The following is a 15930-nucleotide window of genomic DNA, read 5'->3' as shown; positions in this document are numbered from 1 at the left end:
GATGCCGGCACGGGTTGGGCACGCTGCGCTTTGCACAACGGCTGATAGCGCACGCATCTGTACACGTTTTTGAACCGTCACTCACCCGGCGGCACGCTTGCGAACCGCACCATTCGAGCTCGGTCGGCGCGGTTCGCTCGCCTTACCCCACTTGGACGCCGAGAGCGCCTCGCGCGCTTCAGGGTGTCTCGACGTCGATGAGGACCTCGTTGCGGCGCAGAAAACCGGGCGTGAAGGGGTCGTTGTAATAGGCATAGACGGCAGGGCCCGCGGCCGTCAGGCCGCGTGCGGCTATCCAGGCGCGCAGCGCCGCCTCCTGCTCCGCGAGCGCGGCATCGGTCGTCGAGCCGCTGAAGCGAACCGTCGCGCGTCGCTGCGCCGGGATCTCGCGCAGACGAACCTCGGAGGTGGCCGGCGCGGGGAGTGCATCCAGGCTGTAGCCCGAGGGCATGATGAAGCGAACCGACCAGGCGTTCTCCCCCGTCGGCGACTGGATCACCGGGGCGGTCATCGCGATCCTTTCCGCCGGAGCATCGGGACGCTGCTGGATGACGGGTGCGGTCATCGCGATCTTCTCCCCCTCACGCTCCTTGGCGAAGATGTAGCGTGCGAGCGGCCCGAACCCGGCGCCGAGCGCTTCGCGACGCGCACCGCTGCGCGTCGTCTCGGCGACCACAAGGGGCGGATAGTCCCGGATCTCAAAGGCGCCGTCGCTCTCCACCGCGACATACTCGGGCGTCTCGACGTTCTGAACCACGAAGACGAAGACAGCCATGGCGACGATGCCGAGCACCGCCACCGCACCGACGATCAAGAGAAGCGTCTTCATCCCTCGCCTCGCGAAGCCAGACCGCCAATGCGCAGTAGTTGAGTAACCAGCTCGCCGGTATCGTCCGCCTGATCGGCTCGGTCGGCCGGTGTCCAGGAATAATCCGTCTCGAGCCGATAGGATCCCAAAAACTCATAAGGGACCGCGCCGCCCCACTCGGCCGGCGCGAGCATCGAGAAGAAGGGCCCGCCGACCGCCTTGCGATACAGGTGATAGGTTCGGCCCGGGATGCGTTTGAAGGCACAGTGCGCGCGGGTCAGCGCCTGCTCTTCCTTGGCATCCGCAAGGACCTTACGCGCCTCTTGTTGAAGCAGCTTGATCTGGTCGGCGATGACCCGAAGCTTCGCACCCGTGCGGGCACTCAACATGGACTCCGCCCGCGCGACCTCGCTCGCCAGCTCGCCGGAATCGAAGGCCGGGGCCAAACGGCTCACCGGATAGGGTGAACCGTGTGCAGCGCCGCGGTGAAGCACGCCTTTCTCATCGTTGCTCATCTGCCTGTCTCTCTCGCTTTGTCGTCCGTCCGAGGATCGACGGGATGCCCGGTATATAGTGTCGGCGAGCCAAAAGCACGAACGGGGATTTCACGATGGATGATACGACCGACAGGAGCGGCGCGACCGAGATCTCGGCCCGACTCGCCGAGCAGATCCGCGCCGAGATCGCGGCCGCCGGAGGTCTGCTGCCCTTCGACCGCTTCATGGAGCTGGCACTCTACGCACCGGGCCTCGGCTACTATGTCGGCGGCGCGGTGAAGCTCGGACGTGACGGCGACTTCGTGACCGCGCCAGAGGTCTCGCCGCTCTTCGGGCGCTGTCTCGCCGCCCAGTGTGCCGAGGTCATGGCCCAGCTCGGGGGCGGCGATCTGCTCGAGCTCGGCGCCGGCACCGGCAGGCTCGCCGTCGAGGTACTCCAAGCCCTGGAGCATCTCGACGCCCTGCCCGGCCGTTACCTGATCCTGGAGCCGAGCCCGGATCTTCAAGAGCGCCAGCGCACGCTGATCCAAGAGCGGATACCGCATCTGGCGGAACGCTGCGCATGGCTGACCGGACTGCCGGATACGCTGCGCGGAGTCGTTCTCGCCAACGAGGTGGTGGACGCCATGCCGGTCCATCGCTTCAACATCCGCGACGACGGCGGAATCGACGAGGTCTTTGTCACCCAGCATGCCGGCGCCTTCCTCGAGATCACCGCGCCGGTGCGTTCGCCCGGACTCGCCGACGCCGTGGCCGCGCTGCAGGGCGAGGGCTATGCGCGAGCGCCGGGCTACGGCTCGGAGATCAACCTGCGCCTGCCGCCCTGGATGAAGGCGTTGGGGCTCACGCTGGATGCCGGCCTCGTCCTGCTGGTCGATTACGGCTATCCGCGCCCGGCCTACTACCAGCCAGACCGCACCATGGGGACACTCATGTGCCACCTGCGCCACCAGGCCCACGGCGACCCCTACACCCATATCGGGCTACAGGACATCACGGCGCATGTGGATTTCACCGCGGTCGCCGAAGCCGGTGTCGCCGCCGGTTTCGATCTCGCCGGCTTCACCACCCAGGCGAACTTTCTGATCGGATGCGGGATCGACCGGATCCTCTCCGAGTCGCCCGATGCCTTCGACCTGACCCCCGGCGCGAAGCAATTGCTCCTGCCGACAATCATGGGGGAGCGGTTCAAGGTCATGGGGCTGACGAAGGAGATCGAAGATGAGCTGTGCGGATTCTCGATCCGAGACCTGAGTCAACGGCTCTGAACCGCGTCCGGTATCCTATGCACGCTCGTCGACCGGGCTCGGACCCGTACCCATCCATTGCGTCGGCGTCAACGCGGTTCAGGATAAAAAACCAATCATGTACTGCTTGAATCGCGTCCGTACCGTTGTCGCTGGTCTCTCGAACCAAGCATTCGGGCTTGACATCTCATATCCCACCGAGACGCGATTCAAGCATGCCCGAACTGGATGACGGCGAAGATGGCGCCCTGCGGATCGCCGAGGAAGGCGAATCGCCCGACATTCTCGACCTCCATCGGGTCCATGACGATGCTGCCGCCGAGGCGCTTGGTCGTGGCGACGGCGTGATCGCAATCCTCGACGCCGAAATAGATCGACCAGTTCGGCGGCATCGAGCCCCATTCGGCATCGAGCTCGATCATCCCGCCGACCTCCTTGCCGTCAAGCTCGAACAGCGTATAACGCCCGTCCATCAGGCTCTTGCTGGTGCGTGCGCTCCAGCCGAAAAGATCTTGGTAAAAGTGCGCGGCGGCCTTGGTGTTGCGAGTCTGCAGCTCGCTCCAGCTGCGTGCGCCGTAGGTGTTGTCGAGCTCGGCGCCGAAGAGCGAGCCCGGCTCCCAAAGGCCGAGCACGGCGCCGGTGGGATCCTGAATGAAGGCCATGCGTCCAAGCTGCATCACATCGACCGCGGGCATCACCAGACGTCCACCCAGCTCGACGGCCTGCTCGGCGCTCGCCTGAACGTCCATCACCCGGACATAGGTCGCCCAATAGGGGAAGGCGCCTTGCTCTGGCGCCATTTCGTAGAGTGCGGCGGCTCGCTTACCGTCGCGCCTCAAAATGCTGTAGGGCACCTCGTAGTCGGTCGCGAGGTCATCGGAGGTCCAGCCGAAGATCTCGCCGTAGAAGGTCTTCGCGGCCTCGGGCGCATTGGTCGCCAGGTCGACCCAGCAAAAGGTCCCGACTGGATAGCTTGTCATCTCGGCCATGGGGCGTTCCTCGTTTCGGATCCTTGATTCGGATCCATCAGGTTGAATCCTGTCGGCTCAATCGACTTCCGGATCGGCGCGCCTGCCTTTGCGACCCGTCAAACGGCGCTGCGGCGGATCGCCGTCCATCATCATAAGCATGCGCTCCTCCTCGGCGAGACGCTTGGACGCGAGATGCTTCTCCTGGCGCACCCGGGCGGCGTAGCCGAGCGCGGCACCTCCGGCCGTCGTCAGGGTGAGCAGCCCGAGGGTGACGAACTGGGCCAGCATCATGGCCACGCCGAGACCGACCGCACCGCCGACGACGACGCCGGTCTTGAGGTTGGCTCCCATCGAGCCCCGATGCCGGACCTTGGCCTGGAGGACCGCGTTGTCGCGTCCGACCTTGGCACGGATCTGCTCGGCCTTGACGCGGATCTTCTCGCGTTCCTTGGAAAAGCGCTCGCTCACGCGCGAGACGGTGCGATGGCGATCCGCCGCAACGATGGTGTTGAACCAAAAGGCGACGAGTGTCCCGATCGAGCCGCCCAACAGCAGAAAGAGCGGCCAGGTCGTTTGCCAATCGGTGCTCAAGGCCGTATAGACCAGGAGCCCCGTGACACCCTGGAGTAGAAAGATCCCGATCAGAAAGCGGACCAAGCTGCCCAGACCGGTTGGAATGATATTCATAGTCTCAGTCTGCACTCCCTGGCGTCGAGCGGGTCAGGCACTCGGCGGCTCGTACTTCAAGAGGTCTGCAACGCCGAGCATCAAACGACCGATCACCGCCGCGGCTCCGGCGCCGGATTCGTCTGTACCCCCCAGCATGAAAAACCAGACGGATTCTGTAGTCGCCACTGTTTCCGCATCGCCTGATTGTCGCGCCCATACGTCGCGGAGTCGATCGCGGATCGCTGCCAAGCTCTCCGGGCGCCCGCCGAGCTCGGGGCCGATACCGCGATCGAAGGCATCGACAACCGCGTAGAGGTGCTCGATCCCAAGGCCGGAGAGATCCGCAACAAGCCGATAAGCGCCGGCCCCTCCAGGGAGGAGATCCGGCTCGAGACCGGCAACGAGGAAGGGGCCGGAACCCTTCTGCAGTCGCACGGCGAGACCCGCATCGCCCCGTTCACGCAGGTCCGCAACCAGCTTCATGCGCATCCCGTCGGAGAGATCCGCGGCGACTTGGTTGAACAAAGGCATCCCGCCGAGCTCCGCATCGACCGGAATCAGGAAGACGTGGGCGTCGGGGCGCGGCGCGGCTTCGGCATCCCCGCCGACCGCGGCATAGGTTTCGATGAGCCGAAACAGCTCGCGGTGACGCGCCTGATCCGCCTCCGCGAGTCGCTCGACATTCGGTCCGACCATCACGAAGGTATAGACGCCGAAACCCGGCACCGCGCGCCGATACAGGCGATCGAGGCGGCTCGGTGTCTCGATACGCACCGCCGACCCCGCCGACGGGAAATAGGCCATGGCGTGGTCGCGTGCAAGACGCGTCGGAGCGCTGCCCAAGCCGTTCAACTCGAGCCGCCGCGTAAGCCCGTCGGCTGCAGACGTCTCGATCTCCCGTCGCGCCTGAGGCGCGCTCAGTGCGCGCGCACGCTCCACAACGGGGGCCAGGACCTGCTCGCCCCCCTTTGCAACCATCTCGCGCACGATGTCCGCCGTCGGCGCACAGTTGCCGAGGATCAGCGCCTCGGTGCCTTCGGCGGGATCGATCACGGACGAGTAGAGACTCGCCACCAAGGCATCGAGCCCGTCCCGCGTCGTGATCGACATGGATCGTGCAGACAGACACTCGGCCGCCACCTCGGCCCGAAGAATCTCGGGATCCTGGCTGAACAGCACCGGGGGCGCGCCGGGATCATTGAACAATACGCCCTCGGACGGACGGGTCTCGACCGGAAGCACGTCGGCCGGAAGCACGTCGTTTGGCCCCCTTTCGGACGCCGGGGCATCGCCCAAACCCGTCCATCGTGGAGGCTCCGTCACCTGTGCGATATCAGGGACCGCTGTCGACTCGGCGTTGAACGGGAGATTCGGTCGAACACCGGCACAACCGCTCACCGAGACGGCGAGCCCGAGCAACCCGCAAGCAGCGATGGCGCGCACCTGCGCGGCAGCGCGAAAGCGGCGAGGCCGCTGCACGGGCCCGGCAAGGGTGTGGCGCAAGGGTGTCTCCACGATGTGACCGTCTCCCGGTATCGGGTCAGTAGATGTCGATTCGGCGCCGACCTGCGCGCCGGCGGCGCCCGTTCAGAGGTCTGCGTCGCGGTATCGGCGCGGTGTCCAGGATAACGGATCGCGCTGACCGATCCGATGCCATTTCGATCCGCTACGTCGCCGAGCCGGTTGTCGATCGACCCACACGCCCCTACGTCCCGCGTGACACGACGGCCGATGCAGCGTCGAACGTGGTCGGAACATGCGAGCGTGCCGGCCCCAATTCATCCCCGATCCGACCTATTCCCGACGGCGAATACCATGTATCCGATCGACAAACCCTACTCGGAAGCCTGCGAAGAAAACAAGCGCCCGATTCTCGACGTGATCGGCCCGCTCTTTCAAGAGGCACGACAGCTGCTCGAGATCGGGAGCGGCACCGGTCAGCACGCGGTCTTCTTCGCTGCCGCCCTGCCCCACCTGGTGTGGCACACCAGTGACTGCGCCCACTATCTTCCCGGAATCCGGGCCTGGATGGACGATGCGGACCTGCCCAACCTGCCGCCCACCCGCGTGCTCGACGTCACCGGCACTTGGCCCGAGGAACGCTTCGATGGCGTGTTCAGTGCCAACACCGCCCACATCATGTCCGAGCCGGAGGTCGAGGCCATGTTCGACGGGGTCGGGCGAGTCTTGGTCGATGGCGGTTGTTTCGCGCTCTACGGGCCCTTCAACATCGGCGGTCGCTACACCAGCGAGAGCAACGCGCGCTTCGACGCCATGCTGCGCTCGCGCGACCCCGCGATGGGCATCCGCGATCTCGACCTCCTGATCCGCATGGCCCGCGACAACGGCATGGAGTTGATCGCGGATCACCCGATGCCGGTCAACAACCGTACGCTGGTGTGGCAGCGTATCCCTTAAGGACACCCCATGCCCGAGACCCCGAAAGACGCCCACCGGATCGCACGTGCTCGCGCGGCTTGGCGGTTTCGCGGGCAGAAGCGACCCGACTTCGCGGTCGAGCCCGGTCCCGATCAAGAGTCCGCGTGGGACTACCCTCGCCCGCCCGCGATCGTCCCTGAGCCGCGCCCCGTCCGGGTTCTGGCCGGCACGGTGACGCTGGCCGACTCGAGCCGTGCGGTTCGGGTCTGCGAGACCGGGAGCCCGCCGACACTCTATGTCCCGCAGGAGGACGTCGCGATGGACCTTTTGACGGTCACCCCGACGCGCAGCTTCTGCGAATGGAAAGGCCAGGCACGCTATTTCCGGCTCACGGGTGCCACCGGTCCCGCAACCGACGTCGCCTGGTGCTATCCGGACCCGCTCCAGGGTTTCGAACCCCACGCCGGCTGGATCTGCTTCTATCCCGGTCGCGTCGCCTGTTTTCTCGACGGGGAGCGCGTGATCGCGCAGCCCGGCGGCTATTACGGCGGATGGATCACCGCCGACGTCGTCGGTCCCTTCAAAGGCGATCCAGGGACATCTCACTGGTAACGAAACCGGCATCGCGACATTCGGGGTCCCGGCACAAGAAGCTGTAGGGGCGACTTAAGTCGCCCCTACAGCTTGGCCGATGCCTTTGCGGAAATGACCCCAACGTCTGAATCAATCGGCTGAACCGCGTTGACGCCGATATGCTTGGTGCGCTCGACAGACTGGGCTACCTTAAGCGAATTCTGGGAACCCTTATACCAGTGGCGTAGGTTGTGCCGAGCCGTGCGAGGCACAACCAACCGTCGGCGCAAGTTGTGCTTCCTGACGTCAGCACAACCTACGGTAGGGAATTTTGCGGAAATCGCCTTAGTGAGCGATATTGACTCTGAACGCGTTTCAGCATGAAAGGCTCGAAAGTACCCGTCACGCAAGCAATACGCGCACTGCGCGCCGCCAAGGTGGCCTTCGAAGACCACCCCTACAGCTACATCGACGGCGGCGGAACGGCACAGTTCGCGCGCGAGCACGACGTGGACGAGCACCTAGTCGTCAAGACCCTGATCATGGAGGACGAGCAGGGCAACCCCATGATCGTCCTGATGCACGGCGACCGGCAGGTCTCGACCCAGGCGCTGGCACGCGCGATCGGGGTGAAACGCGTCCAGCCCTGCGCGCCTGCGATCGCGGACAAGCATTCGGGTTATCAGGTCGGCGGCACCTCACCTTTCGGCACACGGCGCGCGATGCCGGTCTACTGCGAAAGCGGGGTCGCCGCGCTGCCTCGGATCTACATCAACGGGGGCAAGCGCGGCTACATCATCTCGCTCGCGACCGCCGATGCCCTGGCCCTCCTCAAACCCACACTGGTCGCGATGGCGACCTGAACGGAGTCTACCGGTTTCCCGTGCGATGGCGCCCGATGCCCCGGACAGCGCCTTCGCCGATCCCGACGATATCGCCGAGTCGGTGTTCTTTCTGGCACGCCAGCCCAGATCGGCCTGGACCTTCGAGCTGGATCTGCGGCCGTTCCGCGAACCCTGGTAGTGCATGATGCCCGCCGGGACGGGTCGCAGACGGACTGACCTACCCGCACGGGGCCTGCGTCGCTTGAAACCCTGACGCTCACGCGCGCTGAACCAGGCCCTCGACCAACCTACCGCGACGCCAGAAGCGCCGAGACGCCGATCGCGTCAGCCGATAAGCGATGCCCTCGCAGGGGTCGAGCAGGACCTGGTCGAGACCCCCGCGTTTGATCCGCGCTTCGAGCACGGCGAGCGTTGCATCCAACGCGAGCAACGCCGTCGACCAGGCATCGAGATCCCGCTCAAGCAGCGCCGCACCAAGCCGGCCCCAGAGCACGAGATGACGGCGTCCGGGCAGCGACTCCTGCGGCGACCACCCCTCGAGCGAGCGATGCGCAACCCCGCACCAACGCGCTAGACCCGCGGTCAGCGGATCATCCCCGACCACCGCGTCCGGCGGTGCGCCCGAGCGCGCCGGCAGCACACCGCCGCCCCAGGTCCAGATGCCGTTGATTGCCGGACGCCGGGCCTGCTCGCGGAGACGATTGACCTCGCTGTCGTAGAAGAGCATCTGCACCTCGTTCATCAGACCGCGCCAGCGCCGGGCATCCGCACCGCTCGGGACATCAAGCGGGACAGGCACGCCGATGACGCACTCGAGGGGCTCCGTGCGCAGGTCCAAGGCCCGGTCCGCTCCCAGATACCAGCGGTTCGGGTGCGGCGCCGTAAGCCTCAGCCCTTCGGCGGCGAAATGGCCGTTGAAGAGCGCGACCAAGGCATCCGCCTCCGCCCGGTCTGGCGTGACACCGGCGCCGGCGAAGAGCAGCAGACGGTCGCGATCCGGGCGCAGATGTACCGGATCGGCATGCATCCAATAGCCGGCGCACCGCGTGTCCGGTGACTCGCCCAGGAGACTGATCGCAGCCGTCGGGGCATCGCGTTCGGGGTCGGTCGAGACGCCGACGTGCCTCAGAAGAGCCGTCGCAGCGTCGTGCCCGCCGGTCGGGATACGATCCGCGCGCGCGAGCAGCCGATCGATGGCCGGAACCTTCGGGAGTGTCTCCGCAGCGACCGGGATGGGGCCGAGCAGGCCGGGGCAGATGAGGGTCAGCATAATGATTCCGGGACAGCGGAGACAGCGATGGCGTGTCCCTCAGCGACGGCCCGAGAGCCTCACGGACACCCAACCGAGGCCGAGCAAAATGACGGCCAGCACCACCGGAAGCGGTCGTTCCAGCGCGAGAAACAGCAGACTCGCCAGACTGACCAGAATAAACACCAGCGGCGGCAGCGGATACCAGGGCACCCGAAAGGGTCGCGGCAGGTCCGGCTCGCGCCGACGCAGACGGATGACACCGGCGACGGTGACGACCGCGAAGAGTGTGAGCGTGAAGCCCGCAAAGCTCAAGACATCCTCGAACGAGCCGGTCAGGATCATCGCGAGCGCCAGACCCTGTTGCAGCAGCACGGCACGCGTCGGCGCACCGCGACGGTTGCGGACACTGAGCGGCCGGAAAAACGGCAGGTCCTCGCCGATACGCTCCAAGACACGCGGTCCTGCGAGCACCATGGCGCTGACGGTCGAGACCAACAAGAGGGTCAGTACCAGGCTCATGAGATGCCCGCCGACGGCGCCGAAGATGGTCCCGGCGGAGAGCGCACCGACCTCGACGCGACCGACCAAGGCATCGTATTCAACGGTGCGCAGGAAGGTCAGATTGAGCAGAAGATACAGCAGCGTGACGATCAGCGTGCCCAGCAGCAGCGCGCGCGGAACCGCACGACCTGGATCCTGGACCTCGTCCACCACATAGGCGGCGGCGTTCCACCCCGAGTAGGCATAGGCGACATAGATCAAAGACACGGCGAACGGCGCGCTCCAGACCGCCTCGAGCGTCTTTGCGGAGGGCACGACCGAGAGGCTGCCCGAGGTCGCCGGTAGAGCGAGCCCCACGGCGCAGAACAGCAGGATGACGGCGATCTTCAACCAGGTCGCGACGACCTGCACGCGCCGCCCCAGATCCAGGTCGAAGGCATGCACGGCGGTGACCATGATCAAGGCCGTCACCGCGATCGCCGTGGGTGGCGCCGGGAGGACGGTCGCGGCATAGTACCCCATCGCCATCGCCGCCAAGGCCACCGGGGCCGCGAACCCGACGGTCACCGAGACCCAGCCGGCCAACTGGCCCAACAGGGGATGGAAGATCCGCGACAGGAAATGGTATTCCCCGCCCGAGCGCGGCAAGGCAGCGACCAGCTCCGCGTAGGAGAGTGCGCCGCAGAGCGCGATCAGACCGCCGATCAGCCACAGCAAGAGCAAGGCCGAGCCGTCCGAGATTCCGGCCGCTTGGAGGCCGAGCGTCGTGAACACGCCCGTGCCGATCATGTTGGCGACCACGATGAGGATCGCGGTGCGTTGGTCGATGAAGCGAGGTCTGCTCATCGTGTCGGCATCCGATGTCGTGTCTCGATCGACGTCCAGCCGTTTCCAATCGGATCAACGGACAAGACGCGGATCGAGATCGAAGGGTTGCAGGGTCGCCGTCGTGAACACCCCACCGGCCCTCCCGTGAGCGGGATTCAACAGCAGATTACGTTGCTGCGGGATCAGCACACTCGGAACCGAGAGTGCGAGCGATTGGCCGCCGGTCAGCCAGTACCGTAGGTTGTGCTGACGATAGGAAGCACAACTTCCGCCAGCTCAGCGATCACCCCGAGGCCGACCCCACTTGGGCCCGCGTGCAAAGGGGGACTCGCCGCTCGGTTGTTTGGACTGCCAAGGTTTTGACCCCGGGCGGACCTGCCGGCGCTTGGGCACCGGCGGTGTCAGACCCGCCAGCGCCATCAAGGTCTTTTGTTCATCCTCGAACAAGGGTCGCCAGTTCCCGGTATAGAGGCGTCGTCCGAGCTCGATGTTGCCGTACCGGATGCGGATCAGGCGACTCACCTGGCAGCCGGCGGCCTCCCAGAGCCGGCGCACCTCGCGGTTGCGACCCTCGCGCAGGACGACATGAAACCAGCGATTCGCACCCGTGCCGCCGCGCTCGGTGACCGCATCGAACTTGGCGAGCCCGTCTTCCAGCTCGATGCCGACGGCGAGACGCTCGAGCGTTCCCTCGGGGACATCGCCGAGGATGCGCACGGCGTACTCGCGCTCCACCTCGCGCGAAGGATGCATGAGCCGGTTTGCCAGCTCGCCGTCGGTGGTGAAGAGGATGAGCCCGGATGTATTGATATCGAGCCGGCCGACCGCAATCCAGCGGCCTTCTTTGGGTTTGGGCAGACGACGAAACACCGTCGGGCGCTCCTCGGGATCGCGCCGCGTGACCAGCTCGCCCTCGGGCTTGTGATAGGCGATGACTTGCGGAAGCTTGTCTCGCCGCCCCTTGAGCTTGACGTCTTGCCCGTCGACGCGGATCCGATCACGGCTGGTCACTCGATCGCCGAGCTTGGCGAGATCGCCGTTGACCCGGATCCGCCCCTCGCTGATCCAGCCCTCGATGGTGCGACGCGAGCCCAGACCCGAGTCCGCAAGGGCCTTTTGCAGGCGCACGGGCTCCTCGGCGGGAGGCGGTGGCGGGGGCAAGCGTCGGTCGGTTTTCATATCGGGGTCTCGGGTTTATCGTTTTAGGCCGTCAGCCTCCTGCCTCCTGCTTCCGGCTATTAGTTATTAGTTACTAGCGATTAGCTTTTAGGCGAATTCCGGAAACCACCATGCCAAGGGCGTAGGTTGTGCCGAGCCGTGCGAGGCACAACCAACCATAGGCGCAAGTTGTGCTTCCTATCGTCAGCACAACCTACGGGTATGGAAGTTTGCAGAAATCGCCTTAGCTATCACCCTTCATCAAATCCCTGATGGCTAATGGCTAATGGCCGGCGGCCGGCGGCCGGCGGCTGATAGCTGATAGCTGATAGCTGATAGCTGATAGCTGATAGCTGATAGCTGATAGCTGATAGCTGATAGCTGATAGCTGATAGCTGATAGCTGATAGCTGATAGCTGATAGCTGATAGCTGAAGGCTGGCGGCGATCCTACGATCATACACCAGAGTCGTCTCGGGGCTTTTTATCCGCGGCATCCTGGGCTGGCTCCTCGAGCCTCAACTCCTCGTCGATCAGGAAATCCGGGGCGCGGATCTCGGCGAGGGTCGGCAGCTCGTTGAGGGAGCGCAGGCCAAAATAATCCAGGAACTTGCGCGTGGTGGCGAAGAGCGCCGGCCGGCCGGGGACGTCGCGATGGCCGACCACACGGATCCACTCGCGCTCGGTCAGGGTCTTGACGATCTGGGTGCTCACGGCGACCCCGCGGATGTCTTCGATCTCGCCGCGGGTGATCGGCTGGCGATAGGCGATCAACGAGAGCGTTTCGAGCAAGGCACGCGAATAGCGCGGCGGGCGCTCGTCCCAGAGGCGTGCGACCCATGGGGCGATGCTCGCGCGGACTTGGGTGCGCCAGCCGCCGGCGACCTCGACGATCTCCAGACCGCGCTCGGCATAGTCATCCTGAAGCGCGGCGATGGCCCCGAGCAGATCGGCACGCGACGGGCGTTCGTCGTCCAGAAAAAGCGCAAGGAGCTGATCCAGCGTCAGTGGCCCGCCCGCGGCGACCAGCGCGGCTTCTACGATCCGTTTAAGCAAGTTCCGCCTCGTCGAGGATCTCGCCCGCCGCCGTCTCGCGCAGGCGCACATGGATCGGCGCGAACGGCTCGGCCTGGACCAGCTCCAAGGTCGCTGCCTTGATCAGCTCCAAGAGGGCGAGAAAGCTCACCACGACACCGGGGCGCCCCTCGGTGACATCGAAGAGATCCGTGAAGGCGAGAAATCCTCCGTCGCTCAAACGCTCGAGCACCCACGACATACGCTCGCGCAACGACAAAGATTCGCGCTCGACCCGATGGCGGGTGAAGAGATCCGCGCGCGCCATGACGTCGCGCATGGCCAGGAGCAGCTCACGGAAATCGACATCCGGCGGGACGCGCTGAACATGGCCGGGCGGCACCTCGGCGCGGACGGCAAAGACGTCGCGCTCGAGCCTGGGAAGTGCATCCAGATCCTGCGCCGCCTGCTTGAACCGCTCGTACTCTTGGAGTCGACGCACCAGCTCGGCACGCGGATCATCGCCCTCCTCCTCCACGGCCTGCACACGCGGCAGGAGCATCCGGGATTTGATCTCGGCCAGCATCGCGGCCATCACCAGGTACTCCGCCGCCAGCTCCAGGCGCAGCTCGGTCATCAGGTCGACATATTCGATGTACTGGGCGGTGATGGCCGCGATCGGGATATCCAGGATGTCGAGATTCTGTCGCTTGATCAGATAGAGCAGCAGATCCAGCGGTCCCTCGAAGGCATCCAGAAAGATCTCGAGCGCATCCGGCGGGATATAGAGATCCACAGGCAAGGTCATGAAGGGCAAACCCCGCACCATCGCGAAGGGCGCCACCTCGAGTGGCATCTCCTGCTGTTGCCCCGGCGGCGGCTGACGGTCTGCGCCCTCGTCCGCCATACTCAAGTCCCTAAAAAAGTGAAGGCTCTCAACCACGCAACAACGGCGCAGCGCTTTGCTTCGAGGCTCTAGGTCACGCGTCGGGAATAAATCGAGCACCGAATTCAATCGTTGTCGCTGTCGTAATCGGAAACGACAACGACAATTGTGGCAGAGGTAGCCTTATTGTCCCATCGCCTGACTTAGTGACGATTCAGAAATAAAGTGAACACCTTGATGAACCGGGCGCAGTTTAGGCGAATTACGGAAACCTTCATGCCAAGGGCGTAGGTTGTGCCGAGCCGTGCGAGGCACAACCAAACGCCGGCGCAAGTTGTGCTTCCTATCGTCAGCACAACCTACGGGTATGGAAGTTTGCGGAAATCGCCTTAGCTCATGACCAACGACATCGCGTGCCGAACCTCTTCAAGCGTCTCGTGCGCGACGTCGCGTGCACGCTCGCAGCCGTCGTTGATGACGTTGCGCAGCAGCTCAGGCTGAGCGGCATATTCCCGGGCACGTTGCTGCATCGGCATCAGCTCGGCGAGCACTCCGTCGATCACCGGCTGCTTGCATTCCAGACAGCCGATGCCGGCCGAACGGCAGCCCTGCTGCGCCCAATCGCGCACCTGATCGTTCGAATAGACCAAGTGGAACTGCCAGACCGGGCACTTTTCCGGATCGCCCGGATCGGTCCGGCGCACGCGGGCCGGATCTGTCGGCATGGTCCTCAGCGCCTTCTCGACATCGGCCGGCTCGTCGCGCAGGGCGATGGTGTTGCCGTAGGATTTGGACATCTTCTGCCCGTCCAGACCCGGCATCTTGGACGCCTTGGTCAGCAGCGGCATCGGCTCGGGCAGGATGACGCGCCCGCCGCCTTCAAGATAGCCGAGCAGTCGCTCGCGATCGGCCAGGGTGATGTTGCCCTGACCTTCCAAAAGCGCATGGGCAACGCTCAATGCCTCTTGATCGCCCTGCTCCTGATAGCGGCGCCTCAGCCCGTCGAAGAGTTTGGCGTTCTTCTTGCCCATCTTGCGCTTGGCCTCTTCCGCCTTCTCCTCGAAGCCGGCCTCGCGACCGTAGATGTGATTGAAGCGCCGCGCGACCTCGCGTGTCAGCTCGACGTGGGCGACCTGGTCCTCGCCGACCGGGACCTGCCCGGCCTTGTACATGAGGATGTCCGCGCTCTGGAGCAGCGGATAGCCGAGAAATCCGTAGGTCGCAAGATCGCGCTCCTTGAGCTTCTCCTGCTGGTCCTTGTAGCTCGGCACCCGCTCCAGCCAGCCCAACGGCGTGATCATAGAGAGCAGCAGATGCAGCTCGGCATGCTCCGGGACGCGCGACTGAATGAAGAGTGTCGCCGAGCCGGGATTGATCCCGGCGGCCAACCAGTCGATCACCATCTCGCGAGTACTCGTCGGGATGATCGAGGGATCCTCGTAGTGCGTCGTCAAGGCATGCCAATCGGCGACAAAGAAGAAACACTCGAATTCGTGCTGAAGCTCCAGCCAGTTCTTCAGGACACCGTGATAGTGCCCGAGATGGAGACGGCCCGTAGGACGCATCCCGGAGAGAACGCGCGAGTGGTGTGCTGAGACGGAAGTCAAGGTTTGGCAGCCTCGTAATCAGACGAAGAAGAGCTCTATCACGATCGCCGAGCCGGGGAGCAGGCCCACGATCCCGATCACGATCGGAAGCAGGACGGCGCCCAAGAGCCCGGTGATCAACAACGCCAACAGGATGATGAGACCGAAGGGTTCCAGTCGGGAGAACTGCACTGCCACCTTCGGCGGAAGCAAGGCGTTCAGCACGCGCCCGCCGTCGAGCGGCAGCAGAGGGACCAGGTTCAGGACCATCAGGAAGACGTTGATCAGAATTCCGGCGGAGCCCATATAGATCAACGGCAGCGCAATCCATTCGCTGGCCGGCAGCAGCAGCACACCCAGTTTGATCATTCCACCCCAGAAGAGCGCCATCAGCAGATTTGCGCCGGGACCCGCGACCGCCACCAGGGCCATGTCGCGACGCGGATGATGTAGGTTGCGCCAGTTGACGGGCACCGGCTTGGCCCATCCGAACAGGAATCCCACCAGAAAGAAGGTCACGAGCGGAACCAGGATGGTGCCGATCGGATCGATATGCTTGATCGGATTGAAGGTCACGCGACCGAGCATCAGCGCGGTCCGATCACCGAGCCGACTCGCGACCCAGCCGTGCGCGGCCTCGTGGACCGTGATCGCGAACAGCACCGGGATGACGAGGACGGCCAGCAGTTGGTAAGGGTTCAGGGCTTCCATCGCGGC

The 15930-nt window shown here is 64.8% G+C and carries 17 protein-coding genes; 5 read left to right on the top strand and 12 right to left on the bottom strand.

All coding sequences use genetic code 11. From position 1 onward, the window contains the following. Positions 1 to 178 precede the first annotated feature (178 nt). Positions 179 to 829 (bottom strand): heme-binding protein, encoded by a 651-nt coding sequence (locus AADX97_RS20195; RefSeq protein ID WP_374235844.1) that lies wholly within the window; start codon positions 827 to 829, stop codon positions 179 to 181. Further along, a complete protein-coding gene (locus tag AADX97_RS20190) occupies positions 826 to 1323 on the bottom strand; it encodes a DUF2452 domain-containing protein (protein WP_374235846.1) in 498 nt (165 codons plus the stop codon). The genes AADX97_RS20195 and AADX97_RS20190 overlap by 4 nt, the downstream gene beginning before the upstream one ends. Positions 1324 to 1418: 95 nt before the next feature. Here AADX97_RS20190 and AADX97_RS20185 point away from each other — a divergent pair, with 95 nt between their 5' ends. After that, positions 1419 to 2573: a class I SAM-dependent methyltransferase gene (locus tag AADX97_RS20185; protein WP_374235847.1), complete on the top strand. Its 1155-nt coding sequence runs from the start codon at positions 1419 to 1421 to the stop codon at positions 2571 to 2573. Positions 2574 to 2761: 188 nt separating this feature from the next. On the opposite strand, the gene AADX97_RS20180 is transcribed toward AADX97_RS20185, so the two are convergent. Genes AADX97_RS20180 through AADX97_RS20170 form a run of 3 tightly spaced genes read right to left on the bottom strand, consistent with a single transcriptional unit; the run spans position 2762 to position 5707 of the window. Further along, positions 2762 to 3541: a VOC family protein gene (locus AADX97_RS20180; RefSeq protein WP_374235849.1), complete on the bottom strand. Its 780-nt coding sequence runs from the start codon at positions 3539 to 3541 to the stop codon at positions 2762 to 2764. Positions 3542 to 3598: 57 nt separating this feature from the next. Beyond that, on the bottom strand, positions 3599 to 4210 hold the full coding sequence (locus AADX97_RS20175) for a hypothetical protein (protein WP_374235851.1): 612 nt from the start codon (positions 4208 to 4210) through the stop codon (positions 3599 to 3601). A gap of 33 nt (positions 4211 to 4243) precedes the next feature. Continuing rightward, complete coding sequence (locus AADX97_RS20170) at positions 4244 to 5707, bottom strand: hypothetical protein (protein WP_374235853.1); 1464 nt, start codon at positions 5705 to 5707, stop codon at positions 4244 to 4246. Between the two features lie 300 nt (positions 5708 to 6007). Here AADX97_RS20170 and AADX97_RS20165 point away from each other — a divergent pair, with 300 nt between their 5' ends. The 4 genes from AADX97_RS20165 to AADX97_RS20150 all read left to right on the top strand — a co-directional run bounded on the left by AADX97_RS20165 (position 6008) and on the right by AADX97_RS20150 (position 8167). Then, positions 6008 to 6610: a DUF938 domain-containing protein gene (locus tag AADX97_RS20165; protein ID WP_374235855.1), complete on the top strand. Its 603-nt coding sequence runs from the start codon at positions 6008 to 6010 to the stop codon at positions 6608 to 6610. A gap of 9 nt (positions 6611 to 6619) precedes the next feature. Further along, on the top strand, positions 6620 to 7183 hold the full coding sequence (locus tag AADX97_RS20160) for a DUF427 domain-containing protein (protein WP_374235856.1): 564 nt from the start codon (positions 6620 to 6622) through the stop codon (positions 7181 to 7183). A 341-nt stretch (positions 7184 to 7524) separates the two neighbouring features. Beyond that, complete coding sequence (locus tag AADX97_RS20155) at positions 7525 to 8007, top strand: YbaK/EbsC family protein (RefSeq protein WP_374235858.1); 483 nt, start codon at positions 7525 to 7527, stop codon at positions 8005 to 8007. A gap of 25 nt (positions 8008 to 8032) precedes the next feature. Next, positions 8033 to 8167, top strand: a complete 135-nt coding sequence (locus AADX97_RS20150; protein WP_374235860.1) for a hypothetical protein — start codon at positions 8033 to 8035, stop codon at positions 8165 to 8167. A 78-nt stretch (positions 8168 to 8245) separates the two neighbouring features. On the opposite strand, the gene AADX97_RS20145 is transcribed toward AADX97_RS20150, so the two are convergent. From AADX97_RS20145 to AADX97_RS20115, 7 genes are all read right to left on the bottom strand, one after another. Next, complete coding sequence (locus AADX97_RS20145) at positions 8246 to 9259, bottom strand: phosphoglycerate mutase (RefSeq protein ID WP_374235862.1); 1014 nt, start codon at positions 9257 to 9259, stop codon at positions 8246 to 8248. Between the two features lie 39 nt (positions 9260 to 9298). After that, complete coding sequence (locus AADX97_RS20140) at positions 9299 to 10588, bottom strand: APC family permease (protein ID WP_374235863.1); 1290 nt, start codon at positions 10586 to 10588, stop codon at positions 9299 to 9301. Between the two features lie 258 nt (positions 10589 to 10846). After that, a complete protein-coding gene (gene rluB, locus AADX97_RS20135; protein WP_374235865.1) occupies positions 10847 to 11749 on the bottom strand; it encodes a 23S rRNA pseudouridine(2605) synthase RluB in 903 nt (300 codons plus the stop codon). 434 nt (positions 11750 to 12183) lie between these two features. Then, positions 12184 to 12834: an SMC-Scp complex subunit ScpB gene (gene scpB, locus AADX97_RS20130; protein WP_374238956.1), complete on the bottom strand. Its 651-nt coding sequence runs from the start codon at positions 12832 to 12834 to the stop codon at positions 12184 to 12186. Further along, positions 12776 to 13648, bottom strand: a complete 873-nt coding sequence (locus AADX97_RS20125; RefSeq protein ID WP_374235869.1) for a ScpA family protein — start codon at positions 13646 to 13648, stop codon at positions 12776 to 12778. Before AADX97_RS20125 ends, scpB begins: the two co-directional genes overlap by 59 nt. Before the next feature lie 368 nt (positions 13649 to 14016). Then, positions 14017 to 15234: a tryptophan--tRNA ligase gene (locus AADX97_RS20120; RefSeq protein WP_374235870.1), complete on the bottom strand. Its 1218-nt coding sequence runs from the start codon at positions 15232 to 15234 to the stop codon at positions 14017 to 14019. Positions 15235 to 15252: 18 nt separating this feature from the next. Then, positions 15253 to 15924 (bottom strand): site-2 protease family protein, encoded by a 672-nt coding sequence (locus tag AADX97_RS20115; RefSeq protein WP_374235871.1) that lies wholly within the window; start codon positions 15922 to 15924, stop codon positions 15253 to 15255. Positions 15925 to 15930 lie beyond the last annotated feature (6 nt).

The sequence above is a fragment of the Thiocapsa sp. C2-2m genome (genome assembly GCF_041903745.1).
In the GTDB taxonomy this organism is placed as follows: Bacteria; Pseudomonadota; Gammaproteobacteria; order Chromatiales; family Chromatiaceae; genus Thiocapsa; species Thiocapsa roseilacustris.
This window is presented reverse-complemented; position numbering and strand designations above follow the sequence as displayed.